Here is a 17,781-nt window from a genome sequence, read left to right as displayed (position 1 = left end):
AGTCGTAACAACCGAGGACAGTGTTAAGCAACGGAAGAAGCGGTCATGAGAACGAGTAGTCGAGTTACCGACGCGGAATATGTGCTCCCCGATGGCGAAGTCATCATCACGCACACCGACCCTTCCAGCTATATAACCTATGCTAACCCGGCCTTCCTGACGAGCAGCGAGTTCTCGCTCGAAGAATGCCTGGGCAGGCCGCAGAACATCGTTCGCCATCCCGACATGCCCAGAGAAGCGTTCGCCGATCTGTGGCGAACCATTCGCGCAGGCAGGTCGTGGACCGGCCTGGTGAAGAACCGACGTAAGAACGGCGGCTTCTATTGGGTACGTGCCAATGTCACACCGATGGTCGACGGTCGCGGCCAGATCGTTGGCTACATGTCGGTCCGCGTCAAACCGACGCGCGATGAAATTCACGAAGCAGAGCGCGTCTATGCCGCGATCCGCGAGGGTCGTGCGGGCGGTCTGTGCATCCGCGAAGGTCGTGTGTACGACAGGTCTTGGTTCGGCGCGCTGAAGCGCGCCATGAATCCTTCGCTGCGCACCGGCACCTGGGCAGTCGTCGGCCTTCTGAGTGCGATGCTGCTCACGATGGGCGTGGTCGGCGCGGCCACCGTCGGTTTCGGTTGGAGGACCAACCTGACCTTGCTCGCCGCCGCCATCGCGCTCGCCAACATGTTCTACATTCAATCGAATGTAGTGCAGCCGCTGATCAAACTGCAGCGCGTGACCTTCGATCTCCTCAGCGGCGATACGCACACGCCCATTCCGGCGAACGGTGTGTCCTGCATCGTCTCGGTTGCGAGGACGCTCGAGCAGGTGCGCGTGAAGCTGGACGGCGTGTTGAAAGACAACATGGCTGCGGCCGCCAGCGTCCAATCCGGTGTCGTGCAGGTCGTGGAGTCCAACACCGAGCTTTCCAATCGCACGGGCGAACATGCGGCCAGCCTCGAAGAGACCGCCGCGTCGCTCGAAGAGCTGACCGCAACTGTCACGCGCAATCGCGACAGCGCGCATGAGGCGGTCGCGCTGGCGACGCAGTCTTCTGACGTGACCACTCATGGTCGCGACGTAGTGGGCCAGTTGTTCACGACGATGACTGAGATCTCCGGTTCCTCCACCCGCATCGGAGAGATCGTCGGCATCATCGACGGCATCGCCTTCCAGACCAATCTGCTCGCGCTCAACGCCGCTGTCGAAGCGGCCCGAGCGGGCGATCAAGGTCGCGGCTTCGCGGTGGTCGCCCAGGAAGTGCGCAGCCTCGCGCAGCGTTCCGCTGCGGCGGCCAAGGAAGTGAAGGATCTGATCCAGGCCTCGGCGCACACGGTGAGTCGCGGCGCCGATCTTGCGAGCCAGGCCGAGCAGGCCATGTCCAAAGTCGTCGACTCCGTGCACCAGGTGACCGGCGTGATCAAAGAGATCGAAGCGGCGACCCGCGAGCAAGCCGCCGGCATCGAGCAGATCAACAAGGCTGTCACGCAGATGGACAACATCACTCAGCAGGACGCGCACATGGCGCAGCAGCTCATAGAGACGGCTCAAACACTGCAGGAACAATCGACCCAGATGTTGTCCGCAATCTCTGCCTTCTCGATGCAGCAGACGCACACCAATGCGCCCGCTCCCGCTCGATCGGCTTCGGCGCGCGGTGAAAAGCACTTCGCCGATGAGCGACAAGTTCGACGCGTGGCGTAAGCGCAGCTCCATGTAAAAAGCATCTACGCCGCCGCCCTTCCCGGCGCGCGGCGCATTCGATATCGTGACGGCGTCATCACCTTCTTTGGATGTCGCCCTCGGGCGACGAGTCAGCGCCGCTCACGATGGAGATACCGACGACGGTTTCAGAAACACAGCCCGGCGAGATCGGGCCGTCGCGCAGATTGACTCGCCTCGCCCGCTTTCTCGAGCGCGTGCCCTGGCTGATTCCCGCAATCAGCTTCGTGTCGGGCGTGATCGGCTTCGTGATGGTCAAGCGCGGCGCAGACCTGGCGCGCATCATCGCCATTGCCGCCCTAGCGGGCTGGCTGTGGCTGCTCATCGAGCCGTTGGTGCGACGTTTTCTGGAGCGACGCCGCTCGGGCATCGGCAAGTTCGTATCGAACTTCCTGACCCAGTCATTGCAGCAGGAAGTGCTGTTCTTTTCGCTGCCGTTTCTATTCGGCTCGTTACAGCAGGACCTGGGCCAGATCGCTTTCATCTCGATTGCTGGTGGCGCCGCCCTGCTCACCGCTATCGATCCTTTGTATGAGCGCTGGATCGCCGCCCGCGCCGCAACGCGTCTGCTGTTTCACGCTTATTGCAGCTTGATTGCAGCGGTCGTCGTCGTGCCTATGGTCGTGCATCTGTCGCTCGAAGAGGCACTGCCGTTCTCGCTCGGCGCCGTCGGTGTCTGGTTGTTGTTGACGGCGCCAATGTCGCTGCGCTCCCTGCGTTCGACCCGGCACAAACTGATCTGGGTCGCCTGCTCGCTACTCGCGCCGTTGCTGGTGTGGGTATTGCGAGCCCATGTCCCGCCGGCCGGGCTGGCAGTGACGCAAGCGGTCATCACCCAATCCATCGTCGAACGAACACCCGGCCCGCCTGTGCGCACGCTGACGACAGCGGAGCTCAGCGCCGGCGTGGTCGCTTTCGCCGCCATTCGCGCACCGAGCGGTGTCGCTCAATCCATCATCTTCGAGTGGCGGCACGCCGGCGAGATCGAACGCATCACCTCGGAAATCCAAGGCGGCAACGATAGCGGCTGGCGCACCTATTCCCGCAAAGAGATCTTCCCCGCCAATGCCCCCGGCCGCTGGATCGTCGACGTGCGAACCCCGCAAGGCCAGCTGCTGAGGCGAATGCGCTTCACGGTGAAAGACTGAAGAACCGCTTTGGTTCTCTCGGGCGCAACCTTCTGCCCGCCCGGTCACGTCCCAAGGGCTACGTCCTTATCGGCGGGGATCAGTATGCACCAGCGCAAGGAACGGTCATGGATCGTGACACTCGGGTCATTCGTCCTGTTGTTCACCACCCCAACGGCGCAGATCTTCGGCCAGCCGGATCTTCAGGGTACTTGGGATTTCGGCACCAGGACTCCTTGGGAGCGCCCCGCCGCACTAGGAACTAAACGTGCTTACACGGACGCGGAAGCAGCAGAGCTGGAAACAAAGGCTCGTCACGCAAATCTGCGAAAGGACGCGCCCATCGATCTTTCTCGGAACGCGCCGGCGATTGGCGGGCACGTCGGCGAAGAGGCCGATGAGATGGCGATGGAGCGACGCCACGAGCTCACGCGGGTCAATGGTGAGTATCGGACTGCCATCATCGTCGACCCCCTGAAGACGGCCGCATCCCGCGCCGGCAAGAGTTCGTCGACTACCATGCCAGTCTCGCGGCCAGGAACATACAAAAGGCGGACGGCCCCGAGACGCTCGATACACCCACCCGCTGCCTGCAGCCTCTGCCGGTGCCGTCCATCTTTCCCATGCCCTGGAGCGCACTGATGCAGATCGTGCAGACTGAGCACCACGTCGTGCTGCACACGGAAATGTTCCACGACGCGCGCATCGTTCCTCTGAACGCCAGACATTCGAAACGCGATTGGCCAACCTGGATGGGCGAGTCGATCGGCTGGTTCGAAGACGACACCCTCGTCGTCCACACCATCAACTTCCGGCCGGAGCAGTCGTATGCGGCGATCTTGCCGATGTCGCAGCATTTCGAGCTGACCGAGCGCTTCACACGGACCGGACCCGACGAAATCCTCTATAGCTTCGCGGTCCTCGACCCAATTGCATATACCCGCCCGTTCACCGGCGAGCGCACGCTAAAGCGCGCGGCGCCTCGCGACCGCATCCTGGAGTTCGCCTGTCATGAAGGAAACTATGCGATGACAGGCATTCTCGCCGGGGCAAGAAAGCTCGAGCAGGATGCCAGGAGAGATGCTCGATAGTCTCGCTACTGCGCGCTTGCCTGCCGCCTATAGTTGAACGCGGCGCCCCAGGTCGAGGTCTCGGTGGAGTACGTCCTCGCACCCAGTGCGAAGAAGCAGCCGCTCCACGACAGCGTGAGTGAATTCGCAAAGCCGGTGGCAACGGGAACAGCCGCGGGCGATTCAAAGAGGCCGGTCTGCTGCCAGGTGTTCTGCCGCTGATCGAACGCGACGACATAGGGTTGGCCGTAAGCGCCATCGTCACGATCCGCGAATGCCACCAAAGTTTTACCGTGCGCGCTCAGCGTCACACGAGAGCCAAACGAGCGACGATCTGGAAGTGCCGGCGTGAGCACGGTATTCGTGGGCAGCCATTGGTTCGTCGCTCGTCGATACATTCTAATGACACCAGCGGCGCCGTCCGACGCGGCGGCGAATGGCGATCCGATCGCGAGCGTGCGGCCGTCCGCGCTCAAGTCGAAACCTTCGGCCTGCCCTTCGGGTTCGTAAGCAGTGCCGCCGAAGTGCGGCTCGCTCGCCGAGCCTTCGAACTGGGCGGAAACATTCCATGCACCCTCGTTCCCTCGCTGGAAGAGATACACCGTGTTGGCGCGATTCGGCCAGCCGCCGTTCTCCCAATCTTCCGTGTCTGCGTTCTGCTCGGCCGCGAGCACCGCCAGAGTCCGGCCGTCTTCGCTCAAACGCAGGCCCCAGCCAAACCAATCGTCACTCTGCGGAGCCGGAGCAGTCACTGCCTGTTGCTCGGCCCAGGCGCCCGCTTGCTTCTTGAATACATACACCGCACCGGCAGCCCTTTGGGCCGCGCCTTCCGAATCGACGTCTTCGTATGGCGCACCTACGGCGATCACATCGCCCGCCGAGCTGACCTCGACAGTCTTGCCAAACGACGACGAATCCTGCGCACGACTGGCCCGCAACAGGCTCTCTTGCGTCCAGACCCCACTGCGACGTTTGTAAACGAACGCCGAGCCTGGCCCCGCATCCTGACTGGGCGCGTCGTAGCCCTCGTACTGAGCGCCGACCACGAGGACGTTGCCAGAATTGCTGAGCGCCACATCGGAACCGAAGAAGTCATAGCCGCGCGCTGCAGGTGGCTCGAGCTTGGCCTCCAACTGCCAGCCGGTGCTCACGCGTCGATACACGTAGACGGCGCCGGAGCCATACCAAGGCCACTCGCTGCCGCCGAAGTACCAAGCGTCGGCGACGGCGAGCGTCGAACCGTCGCCACTCAGCGCAACCTGTCCGCCGTATTGCTGATTCTTGGACTGATTCGTGGGCTCGTGATACTCGTACTCGGAAGTAATGATGTCCGGTGTCGAATTCCACGGTGCCGCGGCCAGGCTCGCTCGTGGTGTGGGTCGGCTCAGCGGGGACGCCGAAGCGGTCCCCATCACCATCGTCAGCGCGACGCTCGCCAGGCAGACACCGATAATTCTCGTGCGCACGATGAACCCACTCCCCATGGTCGACATTTCGGCCGGCCGTCATGGCCGTAGCCTTTGAAATGTTTGACCATGGAGGTGAGTTCCTCGCCGACACTACCGATCGTTCAACGCCTGGAACCCCACGGCTGGTGGATTCGGATTCTTGTACTGCGCGGACGTCTGATCCGACACGTGAGTCACTCCCTTCACTTTTGCCCACGCCTGCGCATCCGTCTTGGTGTTGGCAATCACCAGCACGCGCCGATGGCCGAGGTTCGAAAACGGTCTGGCAGCGTAATTCACGTGCCAAGGCGAGAGCGGCTTCGGATGTTCGAGGGCAACGCCATCGATATAACGCTCGCCTTCGAGCGCCTTCATCGTGCCGGCTTCCCACACGTTGTTTGCGACGATGATGAAGCTCGGCTTGATCGCGCGACGTTTTGCATCGAGGCGACGCACCAGATCGACATTGCCGGCCGCGAACGCATTCTTTTCGGACTGCGGCCAGGAATTCCACTCGGCGAGGCTGGCCCACGGCCGGATGCCGACGGCATCCAGAAACACACCGTCGACCTTGCCTTCTCGCATCAGACCTTCGACGTACTTCACAACCCAGTCAGACCAGTCCGAGCCCGCACGAATGTCGGTCATGCGGGTGTTCGGCCACGGGCTGCGCTGGCCGTACGTCGGATACGGCCACAGCGGCACCTGGCCGATATCATTCATGTAGAACTTGGTGTCCAGCGCGCACACGAAATGATCCGGGCGCGCGACAGGATTGACATATGCGAGGACTTCGGCGCCCTTCTGGCGGGCCGTCTGAAAAGCGGGGTCTTGGTGATTGCAGCGTCCGGCGATGAGCATGCCGGTGGGCTTGCCGTACAACGGTACGTTGGTGACGTATTTGAAGGCGATGCCGAGCGGATTGGCCGCTTCAGCGCTGCCCGCGACAGTAACGAGCAACAGCGATACCGCTGCAGCGAGTGCATGCATCCGGAACATGGGCGAGGTCCCCTATCAGTTTGGTTGGACGTTGTTAATGCCGCTGAGACCGGGCGACGCAGACTCTTTTTCGGAATGTGCGCGCGTGTCCGGCTAATCATTTGGCGCGGGGAACCTACGCGCCATCTGTCTCAAGACGCAAACTGTCGCCGTGGATACACGCTAAATTCTTTCTACGGCAGATTTTCAGAGCTCAACGCTCTTTTCTGGAACGCTCACGAATCGCGTGGAACTCAGACTCCGTTCGCCACTGCGGCCAGTGGCGGGAGTTGGCGAGATCGCCGGCTATGATATGAAACAACTCCGCGTCCTGAGCCGCGCCGCGCAGATCCCAGTTTGCATCCCATGCGTCGCACGTCTGGTGATAGCAGCGCATGTAGTCCGTCAGCCACTTTTCACCCGCTGGGCGGCCGCCCTCGCGCAGATCAGGCGCGCCGCTCAGCGCCATCAGCAACAGCACCGGCACGCCCTGTCGCGCCAATGAGAAGTGATCGGCGCGATAAAACAAACCGCGCTCCGGCAACGTTTCCGGTGTGATCGTTCGATCTTGTTTCTTGGCGGCCCGCGCGAGATCGTCTTCAAGATCGCTCTGCCCCGCGCCGACCAGTAGCACGTCGCGCGACAAACCTGCCGTCTGGAGCACATCGAGCGTCAGATTCGCCACGGTCATCGACAATGGATACACCGGATTCGAGGCGTATGCCTGCGAACCGATGAGACCGCGTTCTTCGGCCGTCCACGCCGCGAACACGAGCGTGCGCTTCGGGCGAGGCCCGGCCTTGAACAGACGTGCGAGCTCAACCACGCCGGCGATTCCAAGAGCATCGTCATTGGCGCCCGGCCGAACCTTTCGTCCCTGCGCATCCGGCGCGCCGAGGCCGTATGCGTCCCAATGGCCGGACATCATCACCGTCTCGTCGGGATACTCGCTACCCGTGATCTTCGCGAGCACGTTGTTACTGGTGCTTACGACGGTCGCCACGGGCACGTCGGCGGTGAATGTCGCGCCCTTCAACAACACTGGCTTGAAGTCTGCCCTGCGCGCTTGCCGCCGCAGGTCGGCCAGATCCAGCCCGGCACTCCGAAACAAATCGGTAGCAGCAGCGCCTTCCAACCACCCCTGCAATTTCAGGGTGGGCGGGGCTCTCGCAGCGTCCGCGTGCACCAGGGCATAGTTCTCCCCGCCCGGCGCGATCACCGTCGACCAGCCGTAGCCGGCGCCTTCAGTGTCGTGGACGATGAGCGCCGCGATCGCGCCCCGCCTCGCGGCTTCTTCGTACTTGTAGGACCAGCGGCCGTAGTACGTCATGCGTCGCGAGCCGAATTTGCCGACGACGGGCTCGCCGGGCTGCGCCGAGAAATCCGGATCGTTGATCAGGTACACCGCGACCTTGCCGCGCAGATCGACGCCTTTATAGTCATCCCATTGACGCTCGGGCGCCGTAACGCCGTAGCCTACGAACACCAGCGGCGCAGCTTCGACCAGCGCCTGCTGCGCATTCCGCACGGTGCTGAAATAGATGTCCTTGGACTGGACCAGCGGCCGCACCTTGCCGTCAATCGTCATCTGCAGGGTGCGCGGTGTTTCGACCTGAGTTCGCAGCAGCGGCACGCCCTGAGTCCAGGAACCGTTGACGCCACCGGGCTCCAGGCCCAGGCCGCGAAACGTGTCGACAAGATACTTGATGGTCTTGGTCTCGCCTGCCGTTCCTGGCGCGCGCCCTTCGAACTCGTCGGACGCGAGGACGCGAACGATTTCGGACAGGCGCTTGGGGTCTACGGAAGCGGCACTCGCAACACTGGATGAGGCGATGGCAATCAGTGCCGCGAGGCAAGCGAGGTGCGTCTTCATGCAGCTAGCCTAACGCGATGGCGCCGTTGTCGGAACCACAAAGGTTTGATTTCGGTCACGGCCGGTTACAAATCATGATCTGATGCCAAACGGATATTTTTCCGGCCCATGAGGTTGGCTACCTTTGCGCCCCCAATATTGTCCAGGTGCCAAGCTCCATGCGTCGATTTACACCACTCTCCGCTGCGCTGGCGGCTGTTCTCGGCGGCGTGGTGAGCGGTGAAGCCGTCTCTCAAACACAAACCACAGCGCCCAGCGATGAGCCCATCGCCACCATCGTCGTCACCGGCTCGAATATCAAACGCAGCGGCAGCGACGCACCGAATCCGGTGCAGATCCTCAGCCGCGAGGAGCTGGAAACCTCGGCCAAAGTCACGGTGGCGGATGTGCTGCGTTCCGTCTCCGCCAACACTGGCAACGCCACCAACGAAACTACCAACAATGGCTGGGCTTCCGGCGCGGCAGGTATCGGTCTGCGCGGCTTGTCGCAGAAGAACACGCTCGTGTTGCTCAATGGACGCCGGCTTGCCAACTATGGATTCCCGGCGAATGGCCTGTCGGACACGTTCGTCAATCTCAATGCCCTGCCGATGGTGGCGGTCGAGCGCATCGACGTGTTGAAAGACGGCGCCTCCGCCGTCTACGGCTCCGATGCTGTCGCGGGCGTGGTCAACATCATCACTCGCGAGAACTATCAAGGCTTCGAAGCCGGCGGCAGCTTCAGCAGCACCGATGAAGGCGGCCTCGATACACAGCGTGCGCGCTTCCTGGGCGGCATCGGCGACAAGGACAGCGACGGATACAACGTGCTCTTCAGCTTTGAAGCGTACGATCGCGATCGATTGGACCAGGACCAGCGCGACCTCACCCGCTCGGGCATCTACACCGACTCGCCGGGCGGCCGTTGGAATGGCTGGACTGCCAAGGGCGCGCGCTTTCTGGTGAACGGCGCTTCCGTGCCGCTGCTCGATGCGCAAGGCAACTGCCCTGACGGCATGGAGTTGACCGCCAGCGCACCGATCGACGGCCTGCCTGGCAACACCTGCGCAATCAACCTCGCGCCCTATACCACATTGATTCCGTCCACCGAGCGCTACCAGGGCTACATCAACGGCACGCTGCGGATCAATGACAACATCGACGCCTTCGGCGAAGTGATCTACAGCCACATTCGCGGCGCTTCGATCTTCGGCTCGAGTCCCTATTTCACTTTGGAAGGCGGACGGTTTGCGCTGAACGCCGACAGCGGCCTCGCCGAGCCCGTGCCCGCCGTTCTGCCCGCCGGCAATCCCTATAATCCGTACGGCGTCAACACGCAGATCGAATACACGTTCTTCGATCTGGGCCAGTCGGTGAAGACGAACCGCTCGGATGCGTATCGAGTCGTCGCCGGCGTGCGCGGTCGCGGCGAGCGCTGGGACTGGGAAGCCTCAGCCTTTTCGGCACGCAGCAAAGAGGAAGAAACAGTCTCCGGCGGTTTCGCGAACCGGTGGGGATTGTTTGCAGCGCTGGCCAACGGCAGCTACAACCTGCACGATCCTTCGAGCACGCCGCTATCCGTCATCGATTCGATCCGCCTGAGCACGGTGCGTCCGGCGGACTCGCGCTTGCACGGCGCAGACTTCAAGATCACCGGCAACCTGTTCGATGTGCCAGCGGGTTCGGTTGGATTTGCGGCGGGCGTCGAGTGGCGCGAGGAAGAGGTGGTGTCACGCAACCCGTGGCAAATCGATGCTGGCTTGCAGATCCGTCCTGCGATTGCGGAAGTAGACGGCAAGCGCAATGTCACCGCCGCCTACGCCGAGTTGAACGTTCCTGTGCTCGCCACTCTGGAGTTGCAGCTGGCCGGTCGCGGCGATCATTACAGCGACTTCGGCAGCGCCTTCTCACCGAAGGCCAGCTTGCGGTGGCAGCCTTTGGATGTATTGGCCGTGCGTGGCGCGGCTTCGCGTGGCTTCCGGGCGCCCTCCCTGTCGGAGAACTCGGCCAGCACCAATATTTCCTATGGCTCCGTCGTCGATCCCTACGATCCGGACGTGCCGGGCTCGCGACAGAATCCGACGTTCTTTACCGTCGGCAACTCCAACCTCGATCCGGAGCGCACCCACAGCTATAACTTCGGTGTCGTGCTGACGCCGTGGCAGGGCTCGAGCCTGAGCGTCGATTGGTATCGCATCGAGCTCGACAACCTGATCGGCACCGACAACACCAGCACGATCGTGCAGAACAATCGTCCCGGCGACGTGGTTCGTGACGCTCGCGGCAAGCTGGTCGCCGTCTACAACCGCTATCAGAACCTGAGCGAGCTGACGACGTCCGGCATCGACGTCGAGCTGCGCCGGCGCTGGCAGACTCAAAACATCGGCGAGTTTGGCGTCACCGCCGTCTATACCCACGTGCTCGACTATCGGCGCCCGCAAACCACCGGTGGGCCGCTGGTCGACTATGCCGGCAGCAACCTCGGCGCATCGTTTTCCTTGCCGCAGGACAAGGCGACGACGACGGTTGAATGGAACATCGCCAGCGTCAGGACCGCGCTCACCTGGTATCACACCGGCGGCTACGATCAGAAAGCCAGCGCCGCCGCGTCTGCTGCGCAAACTCGCGTCGACGCTTACGAACAGTTCGATCTCTATACCGGCTGGTCCTCGGGCTCGGACAATCTGACGGTGTACGCCAAGGTCGAAAACCTGTTCGATGAACAGCCGCCGTACGACGCTTCGTTTCCGGGTATTCGCGCTCCGTATGACTTCACGCAATATGACTTGCGCGGCCGGGCGTTTCTCATCGGGCTCGACTATCGTCTTTGAAGTGCCGGAACGATGATTCTGTGAAGCGGTCGTCATCCCGTCACGACATAAATCACCACAATCGCTGGCGGTGGGCAGGGTTGCCCACCGATTTCCCAGGCTCTGGAAAGCCAGCACATGACACAAGCCGCGCCCACCCAAGCGTTTCAGGTCACGCTCCTCGGCACGCGACTTAAAGAGATCAGCGATGCGCAACTGATTGCTGAGCTGCGCGCGAAACTCAAACTTTCCCCGGAGCAAGCGGGCTCTCTGCTCACCGGGCGACGCACAGTCAAGCGCGGCGTCGACATTGCCGCCGCTCAGCGCCTCGTTGGAATATTCACGCAGATCGGGCTGAAGGCGGTCGTCGAGAATATGCCGGCGCCAGCGCCACGCGCCGCAGCGCCGGCGAAGCCGATCGTCAAGGAAGAAAATCGGCCGCCCGCCCCCGAACAGCGCAATCCGCTCGTAGCTTTGCAGGCGGTCGCAGTTCAGAATCTGCCAAAGCCGCGCGCCAGCCCCGGATATGTGCTCAGCTTGCTGGTCGTCACTCTACTCTGCGTGGCGATACCGACGATCTATGTGTGCTTCACCGCCAGCATTGCAGCCGGCTGGGTCTGGTATCTCACGCACATTCACCTGCACCTGCCACGAAGCATTCATTTGATCCTGCTCGCCTACGCTGTTCCCGGGCTGGCGGGCGCCGTGCTCTTGCTGTTCCTGCTCAGGCCAATATTCGCTCGCGGTCCGCGCGAAGGCGACGCGCTGACGATCGATGCAACCAAGGAGCCAGGACTCGTCGATGGCGTACGCGCGCTGTGTCGCGCGATCGGCGTTTCGGCGCCTCACGAAATTCACGTTACTTGGGATGCGAACGCCTCGGTGCACTTCCGCGACGGCTGGCGCGGTCTGCTCACAGGACGCAAGGTGCTCACGATCGGCATGTCGCTGGTCGCCGGCCTCAATGCTCAGCAGTTCGTCGGCGTACTGGCCCATGAGTTCGGCCATTTCGCCCAACGCATTGGCATGACGTGCTCTTTTATCGTCAACTCCGTGAACGCATGGCTGGAGCGCTGCGCTCATGGTGAGGACCCGTGGGAGCAACGCATGCGGCGCTGGAGCGATGCGGCAGACAAGAACGAAGATGGCATGTTCTCCTCGCTTATCGGCGCGTGCGCCGGAGCGACCGGCTTGGCAATTGCCGGGACACGGTTCCTGATGGCCGGACTGTTCCAGGTCAGTTTCCGACTGACCCAACACATGTCGCGACAGATGGAATTCGATGCCGACCGTTACGAAGCCCTGCTCGCAGGCAGTGACACGTTTCGCGTGACCGCACGCAATCTGCGTGGGCTGAATCGTGCGTTCGGCGAGATCAATCGCAAGAACATCGCCGCATGGCGCGAGAAACGTCTGTTGCGCGACATGCCGAAAGCCGTCGCTGCGCACTTCGCCGCGTTCGACCCGAAGCGGCTCGCTGAAATCCAGGAGGAGTTGCAGGAAGAAACGACGACGCGCTACTGGGATTCACATCCACCGGATAACGCGCGTATCGAAAACGCCGAGCAGCAGCGCTCGCCCGGGTTGTATCGTGAGGCGGCGCCCGCCGCGCTCATGTTCCGTGATTTCCGCGGGTGGTGCGAACGGGCGACACGGATCTTCTATCGCGAGGCAGGAGTCGAGTTCGAAGAATCGATGCTACGCTCTGAAGAAGAAGTTCTCGGGCTGGTGCAAGGACGCGACGGTCAGCGCGAGCAGCTGGTTCGCTTCTTCAACGGACAGTTTCAGCCGTGGCCTCTGCTGTGCCTGGTCGAACCCGCCGCCAGCCCCAAGCTACCCACGGATTGGCAGACTGCCATCGATGAAATTCGCAAACGCTCACCGGATCTGACGCGCGCCTGGCAGAAAGCCAACATGGCCGAGGAAAGCCGCCCTCTGCTGCGGATCGCGGCAACGCTGAACCTGAGCACACAGGAAGTCGCAGTCGGTGGTCCGCCCCGCACGGCGCAAGAGCTGAGCCGCGAGCTCGAGCTCGTGGTTGGGCGAAGTATGGAAAGCCACCGCGTGTTGGCCGAAGGTTTCGGCCTGTACGCCTTGCGCATCAAACATGCGATTGCGTCGATGCCAGCCGCCGAACGTCAGAAGGCTATGGCTGCACGCGCCGTGTTAGTCGAGTTGTGTGCGCTCGAACGTGAAATTTCGGGCATCGAAGAACTGACCGGCGCCATCAGCATCCACCAGGATGCACTAGAGGAAGGCGAGCAGGATCGACTGTCGGATGGCTGGCTGCAGAAGATCGCCGAGCTCGCTGCCCACGTGCTGGCAAAGGTGGATCGCATCCCACAGACCATCACTGTCGGCGGCACCGTCGGCGGTTACATTCGCAGCCGCTGCCCATCTCTGCCACCGCCCGATCGCAAGTGGGACGCCAAGCGCGTCGCAGAGGCCGCCTGGCCCATCCCTGACGTGTTTCATCAGTTCTACATGCTGGCGCTCGGCGAGCTGCTTGGCTTGTGCGAAGCGGCGGAAAAGACTCAGGGCATCAAGCCGATCCGGCTGGTGGCGTGAAGCTCACCGCCAAAGTGGGCTTGTTGTTTCGCGCGGTCACCGAGCCGATCCTGGCAGCATGCTCAAAGCCGTGACGCCGGAACACTGCGAGGACTTCATCGAGGGACGACGGTGAGCACGATACCAAGAGCCCACCGCTGGTTTGCGGATCGCTGAGCAGAGCTTTGTCTTCGGCCGCAAACGTCGGCGGCAAAGTCACTTCAGCGCCGTAACCGGACCAATTGCGACCCGACGCCCCCGTCACGAATCCTTGCGCCGCCAGCGCTCGAACGCCGCTCAACAACGGAACACTCGACCACTCGATTTGTAAGTCACATCGCGCGCCGCGCGCCAACTCGAGCGCGTGGCCGGCAAGGCCAAAGCCCGTGACGTCAGTTAGCGCGTGCACGCCCGAAAGGGCCGCAAGTTCGGGACCGGCGGTGTTCAACTTTGTCGTGGTCGCCATCATCCGCTCGTAGCCCGCCGCATCCAGCGCGCCCTTCTTGAGGGCAGCCGACAGCACACCCACGCCCAGCGGCTTGCCCAGCACCAGCGCATCGCCCGACTGTGCGTCGGCGTTTCGTTTGATGCGGCTGGGATGAGCGAGTCCCATGACCACCAATCCATAAATCGGCTCGACGGAATCGATGCTGTGTCCGCCCGCAATCGGAATGCCGGCCGCCCGACAAACCGCCGCGCCGCCTTCGAGGATTCGCCCGATCGTTGCCGGCGACAGCACATTGATCGGCATACCCACGATGGCAAGCGCCATGATCGGCTGCCCGCCCATCGCATAGACATCGCTGATCGCATTGGTGGCAGCGATGCGGCCGAAGTCGTGAGGATCGTCGACGATCGGCATGAAGAAGTCGGTGGTCGCGATCAGCGCCTGCTGGTCGTTGAGCCGATACACGGCGGCATCGTCGGATGTTTCGATGCCGACCATCAGCTGCGACGGAACCGGCAGCGCCGATGTGCCTTCAAGAATCTGCGACAGCAGGCCGGGGGCGATCTTGCAGCCGCAGCCGCCACCGTGAGACAAAGAGCTGAGCCGCGGCTCCACGGATATGTCGGTTGGACTCATGACGACCCCTTCACGGCAAGCCGATCGAGCTGAGCAATGAACGCTCGCTCGTCTTCCAGACAGCGCAAATCCAGCACCAGAGCGTCATCGGCAATGCGCCCGATCACAGGCACCGGCAAACGACGGAACTCGGCCGCCAGACGTTTCAGCGCCGAGCCCGCCTTCGCGCTCGTCGGCCGACACGTCAGCGCCATGCTCGGAATGATTTCGACCGGCAACGAGCCGCTGCCGACCTCACTTGACACCGGCGTCACCTTCACCTGCCATTGCGCACCCAGCGCGGCGGACACGAGCGGCCGCAATCGGTTGGCAAGCGCTTCGATGTCAGCGAGCGGTCGCGTCAACAATCGCAACGTCGGCAGTTCCTGCATCAGCAAATCGGGCGTGCGATACGCCAGCAATGTTCCTTCGAGGGCCGCGAGCACGGGCTTCGACACGCGCAGCGCCCGCTTCAGCGGATGACGCTTGATCTTGTCGATCAATGCCTTCTTGCCCACGATCAACCCTGCCTGCGGCCCGCCGAGCAATTTGTCGCCGCTGAACGTGACAACGTCGGCGCCGCTCGCAATCGTTTCTCGCACCACGGGTTCCTTGGGCAAACCATACGCGGCGAGATCGATAAAACTGCCGGCGCCCAAGTCGACGATCAGCGGCAACTGATGCTCGTGCGCGATTCGAGAGACTTCCGGCTCCGGCACATGAGCCACGAATCCACTGATCTTGTAGTTGCTCAAGTGCACTTTCATGAGCGCGGCGGTCTTGGGACCGATCGCACGCTCGTAGTCAGCGGGGTGCGTGCGATTCGTCGTGCCGACTTCGATTAATCGGGTGTTCGCGCTGCGCATCACGTCGGGAATCCGGAAGGCGCCGCCGATCTCGATCAACTCGCCACGAGACAAAACGACTTCGCGCTTGTGGGCTAACGTCGCAAGAACGAGCAGCACGGCGGCCGCATTGTTGTTCACGACCGTGGCTGCTTCCGCCCCGGTCAGCTCGATGAGAAGGTCCTCGACCAGGTTGTCGCGCTCTCCTCGCCCGCCGCTGTCGAGATCGAACTCGAAATTGCACGCCTCGCGCATGGCCATGGAGGCATGCTCGATGGCTCGCGACGAGAGCTGAGTGCGTCCCAGGTTCGTGTGCAGCACCGTGCCCGTCAGATTAAATACTCGACGCAGTCGCGGCGTCGCGCGTTCTTTCAGGCGGTCGGCGATCTGACGCGACAATTCACTATCCGTTGGCGACAAATAATCCCGCTCACCCAGGCGCTCGCGATGCGCGTCGAGCACGGCTCTGATCGCATCGATCACGGCGCTGCGCCCATATGTCTCGCACAGGCCTGCAACGGCCGCGAAACGCGCGATCCGATCGACGGAAGGAAAAGGACGGGTAGGCTGCGTTGCCATGGATGCGAATCCGCGATGCCTCACTGTAGCCTAGCACGCACTGCCTATCATATCGTTGGCCTTAGGTAACGCCGACAACGCCTCGTCATACTGACCTCGCTCATCCGTGCGCTCACGGGCGTAGCGACCGACCGTCTGCCGGAAGAGCGCGCCCCCGGGGCATTCCCATCGGCCTCGGCTTTGCCTGCTGGCAACCAGATGCGGGCCCGAGGATTGGTAGCGGCCGATGACGGAGTGATGCCGCAAGAGCAACTCACCGAGCAGCACGTGATCGAAACGAGCGGCGCGGTCGTGAAGCTGCCCGGTTATGAAGTTGGCGGCACAGGCTTTACCGCTGCCAACATCGAGACGCGACCGGCATCGGCCGCAATCAGGTGATTCGCATCCTCGAGTTCCTCGACAGCATCGGCGTGACCCGTCGCGACGGCGATCGACGCAAGGTGCGCCCGGATTATTTTCTTATCGTCGGCCCTGCCTCGCCCTACCAACGCTCGCTGGACAGGCCCGTTCGATCGACGGCACCATAGCCCTGGAAGAGAAACATCCCCGGCGGGGTGCCCGGACTTCAAACCCGGAGGGAGGTGCCATGCATCTTCGGTAGGTTCGACTCCTGCCTCTTCCGCCGACCCTCGCTATCTGCGCCGCACCATGGACCCGGCCCATCACCAAAGTAGGTAAGAAACACAACGAGATTGTCGCCAGACGGATGTAGAGTGAACGGGGGTTCCTGGAGATGAAGAATGAAAACAGGAGTCAAGGATTTTACCAGCCGCATTCTGTATCCGGTGCCGACCGACCTGAAGCAACGGCACTCCATGCTGACCGCGGACGGCATCGCCTTCGTTCGTGAATCCATCCAGAAAAACTACCATACGGGATGGCGGTCGAAGGACAAGTATTCCGATGCTGCTTTCGCGAACGATCTGGCTGCTCATCTTCACCGGCGCATCCAAACAGATCGCAAAACGGTCGTACCATGGCTGAACAGCATCAAGCCGCTCGAAGACGCATACGTGCTGGAGGTCGGCTGCGGAACCGGGTCGTCGACCGTGGCCTTCGCTGAACAGGGCGCTGTCGTAACGGGGCTGGATATAGATGAGGGAGCTTTGACGGTTGCTCGTGACCGCTGCAATGCGCATGAAGTCACAGCGGACATCCTGCACGGAAACATCGATGGCTTCGAGTTCCCGCAGCCGTATGACTTCGTGATTTTCTTCGCCTGCGTCGAACACATGACGCACGAAGAGCGCCTCAATGCGCTGCGGAGCGTATGGCAGCAGATGAAGAAGGGGGCAATCCTGGTCGTCGTCGAGACACCGAACCGCTTGTGGTGGCTGGACGATCACACCTCGGTAATGCCGTTCTACAACTGGCTGCCGCACGAACTGGCGTACCGGTATTCCCGCTTCAGCAATCGCGAGAACTTCAGGGAAAACTTCCTGGATGACCGCTGCGAGAAGATGGAGCACTTTATTCGCCAAGGCCGCGGCGCGAGCTTCCACGAGTTTGACTTGGCGATCGGCCCAAACCTGGAAGTTATAAGTGGCTTGCGAGAGTACCAGGGCTGGCGCTACTCGATTCGTCGCTCCAGGCGAGATCGAGCTTTTCATAAACTCCTGCGCAGCATCAGACCAGATATGCACAGCGCCTGGTTTGAACCGTACCTGGACATCGCGATTAGAAAGAACTAGCTCGAGCGTTCGGTTCAGGCAGTCGATCGTCGCGCCGTTGCTCGATGCCGTCGTG

General features: G+C 62.1%; 13 protein-coding genes and 1 tRNA gene. 9 read left to right on the top strand and 5 right to left on the bottom strand.

Features of this window, described 5'->3' with window-relative positions; all coding sequences use genetic code 11:
• Positions 1-45: 45 nt before the first annotated feature.
• From EK373_RS24350 to EK373_RS24340, 3 genes are all read left to right on the top strand, one after another.
• Positions 46-1,698, top strand: a complete 1,653-nt coding sequence (locus tag EK373_RS24350; protein WP_129646834.1) for a methyl-accepting chemotaxis protein — start codon at positions 46-48, stop codon at positions 1,696-1,698.
• A 125-nt stretch (positions 1,699-1,823) separates the two neighbouring features.
• The gene (locus EK373_RS24345; RefSeq protein ID WP_157994518.1) at positions 1,824-2,864 is read left to right on the top strand and encodes a DUF5924 family protein; all 1,041 of its coding nucleotides are present in this window, start codon (positions 1,824-1,826) and stop codon (positions 2,862-2,864) included.
• A gap of 602 nt (positions 2,865-3,466) precedes the next feature.
• Complete coding sequence (locus tag EK373_RS24340; RefSeq protein WP_157994517.1) at positions 3,467-3,934, top strand: hypothetical protein; 468 nt, start codon at positions 3,467-3,469, stop codon at positions 3,932-3,934.
• A gap of 5 nt (positions 3,935-3,939) precedes the next feature.
• On the opposite strand, the gene EK373_RS24335 is transcribed toward EK373_RS24340, so the two are convergent.
• From EK373_RS24335 to EK373_RS24325, 3 genes are all read right to left on the bottom strand, one after another.
• Positions 3,940-5,379 carry an FG-GAP repeat protein gene (locus tag EK373_RS24335; RefSeq protein ID WP_198683609.1) on the bottom strand — a complete coding sequence of 480 codons (1,440 nt, stop codon included), beginning with the start codon at positions 5,377-5,379 and terminating at the stop codon, positions 3,940-3,942.
• A 93-nt stretch (positions 5,380-5,472) separates the two neighbouring features.
• Complete coding sequence (locus EK373_RS24330) at positions 5,473-6,360, bottom strand: hypothetical protein (protein ID WP_129646826.1); 888 nt, start codon at positions 6,358-6,360, stop codon at positions 5,473-5,475.
• A 193-nt stretch (positions 6,361-6,553) separates the two neighbouring features.
• On the bottom strand, positions 6,554-8,212 hold the full coding sequence (locus EK373_RS24325; RefSeq protein WP_129646825.1) for a M28 family metallopeptidase: 1,659 nt from the start codon (positions 8,210-8,212) through the stop codon (positions 6,554-6,556).
• 158 nt (positions 8,213-8,370) lie between these two features.
• Between EK373_RS24325 and EK373_RS24320 the strand changes: the two genes are divergently transcribed.
• Complete coding sequence (locus EK373_RS24320) at positions 8,371-11,022, top strand: TonB-dependent receptor plug domain-containing protein (RefSeq protein WP_129646823.1); 2,652 nt, start codon at positions 8,371-8,373, stop codon at positions 11,020-11,022.
• 117 nt (positions 11,023-11,139) lie between these two features.
• Positions 11,140-13,569 (top strand): M48 family metallopeptidase, encoded by a 2,430-nt coding sequence (locus tag EK373_RS24315; protein ID WP_129646821.1) that lies wholly within the window; start codon positions 11,140-11,142, stop codon positions 13,567-13,569.
• Here the strand turns inward: EK373_RS24315 and selD are convergent.
• Together selD and selA are read right to left on the bottom strand one after the other, a co-directional pair.
• Positions 13,544-14,632, bottom strand: a complete 1,089-nt coding sequence (gene selD / locus EK373_RS24310; RefSeq protein ID WP_129646819.1) for a selenide, water dikinase SelD — start codon at positions 14,630-14,632, stop codon at positions 13,544-13,546. The two genes, EK373_RS24315 and selD, sit on opposite strands and share 26 nt — an antisense overlap.
• Positions 14,629-16,035 carry an L-seryl-tRNA(Sec) selenium transferase gene (selA, locus tag EK373_RS24305; RefSeq protein ID WP_129646817.1) on the bottom strand — a complete coding sequence of 469 codons (1,407 nt, stop codon included), beginning with the start codon at positions 16,033-16,035 and terminating at the stop codon, positions 14,629-14,631. The genes selD and selA overlap by 4 nt, the downstream gene beginning before the upstream one ends.
• Positions 16,036-16,272: 237 nt before the next feature.
• On the opposite strand from selA, the gene EK373_RS33160 reads away from it, so the two are divergent.
• From EK373_RS33160 to EK373_RS24295, 4 genes are all read left to right on the top strand, one after another.
• Positions 16,273-16,413: a hypothetical protein gene (locus tag EK373_RS33160; protein ID WP_157994516.1), complete on the top strand. Its 141-nt coding sequence runs from the start codon at positions 16,273-16,275 to the stop codon at positions 16,411-16,413.
• Positions 16,410-16,562, top strand: coding sequence for a SelB domain-containing protein (locus tag EK373_RS34400; protein WP_198683608.1), 153 nt, complete (start codon positions 16,410-16,412; stop codon positions 16,560-16,562). Before EK373_RS33160 ends, EK373_RS34400 begins: the two co-directional genes overlap by 4 nt.
• 4 nt (positions 16,563-16,566) lie before the next feature.
• Positions 16,567-16,657, top strand: a tRNA-Sec gene (locus EK373_RS33155).
• A gap of 118 nt (positions 16,658-16,775) precedes the next feature.
• Positions 16,776-17,726 carry a class I SAM-dependent methyltransferase gene (locus EK373_RS24295; protein ID WP_129646815.1) on the top strand — a complete coding sequence of 317 codons (951 nt, stop codon included), beginning with the start codon at positions 16,776-16,778 and terminating at the stop codon, positions 17,724-17,726.
• Positions 17,727-17,781: the final 55 nt, after the last annotated feature.

Origin of the sequence: Peristeroidobacter agariperforans, assembly GCF_004138335.1 — a bacterium.
Classification (GTDB): domain Bacteria; phylum Pseudomonadota; class Gammaproteobacteria; order Steroidobacterales; family Steroidobacteraceae; genus Steroidobacter; species Steroidobacter agariperforans.
Note: the sequence above shows the minus strand (reverse complement) of the source record. Positions and strands in the feature narration are given on the sequence as shown.

Excerpts from the sequence above, each read along its gene's own strand:
- EK373_RS24350 (WP_129646834.1), top strand. The coding sequence starts at position 46 with ATGAGAACGAGTAGTCGAGTTACCGACGCGGAATATGTGCTCCCCGAT.
- EK373_RS24345 (WP_157994518.1), top strand. The coding sequence starts at position 1,824 with ATGGAGATACCGACGACGGTTTCAGAAACACAGCCCGGCGAGATCGGG.
- EK373_RS24340 (WP_157994517.1), top strand. The coding sequence starts at position 3,467 with ATGCCCTGGAGCGCACTGATGCAGATCGTGCAGACTGAGCACCACGTC.
- EK373_RS24330 (WP_129646826.1), bottom strand. The coding sequence starts at position 6,360 with ATGTTCCGGATGCATGCACTCGCTGCAGCGGTATCGCTGTTGCTCGTT.
- EK373_RS24325 (WP_129646825.1), bottom strand. The coding sequence starts at position 8,212 with ATGAAGACGCACCTCGCTTGCCTCGCGGCACTGATTGCCATCGCCTCA.
- EK373_RS24320 (WP_129646823.1), top strand. The coding sequence starts at position 8,371 with ATGCGTCGATTTACACCACTCTCCGCTGCGCTGGCGGCTGTTCTCGGC.
- EK373_RS24315 (WP_129646821.1), top strand. The coding sequence starts at position 11,140 with ATGACACAAGCCGCGCCCACCCAAGCGTTTCAGGTCACGCTCCTCGGC.
- selD (WP_129646819.1), bottom strand. The coding sequence starts at position 14,632 with ATGAGTCCAACCGACATATCCGTGGAGCCGCGGCTCAGCTCTTTGTCT.
- selA (WP_129646817.1), bottom strand. The coding sequence starts at position 16,035 with ATGGCAACGCAGCCTACCCGTCCTTTTCCTTCCGTCGATCGGATCGCG.
- EK373_RS33160 (WP_157994516.1), top strand. The coding sequence starts at position 16,273 with ATGCCGCAAGAGCAACTCACCGAGCAGCACGTGATCGAAACGAGCGGC.
- EK373_RS24295 (WP_129646815.1), top strand. The coding sequence starts at position 16,776 with ATGAAAACAGGAGTCAAGGATTTTACCAGCCGCATTCTGTATCCGGTG.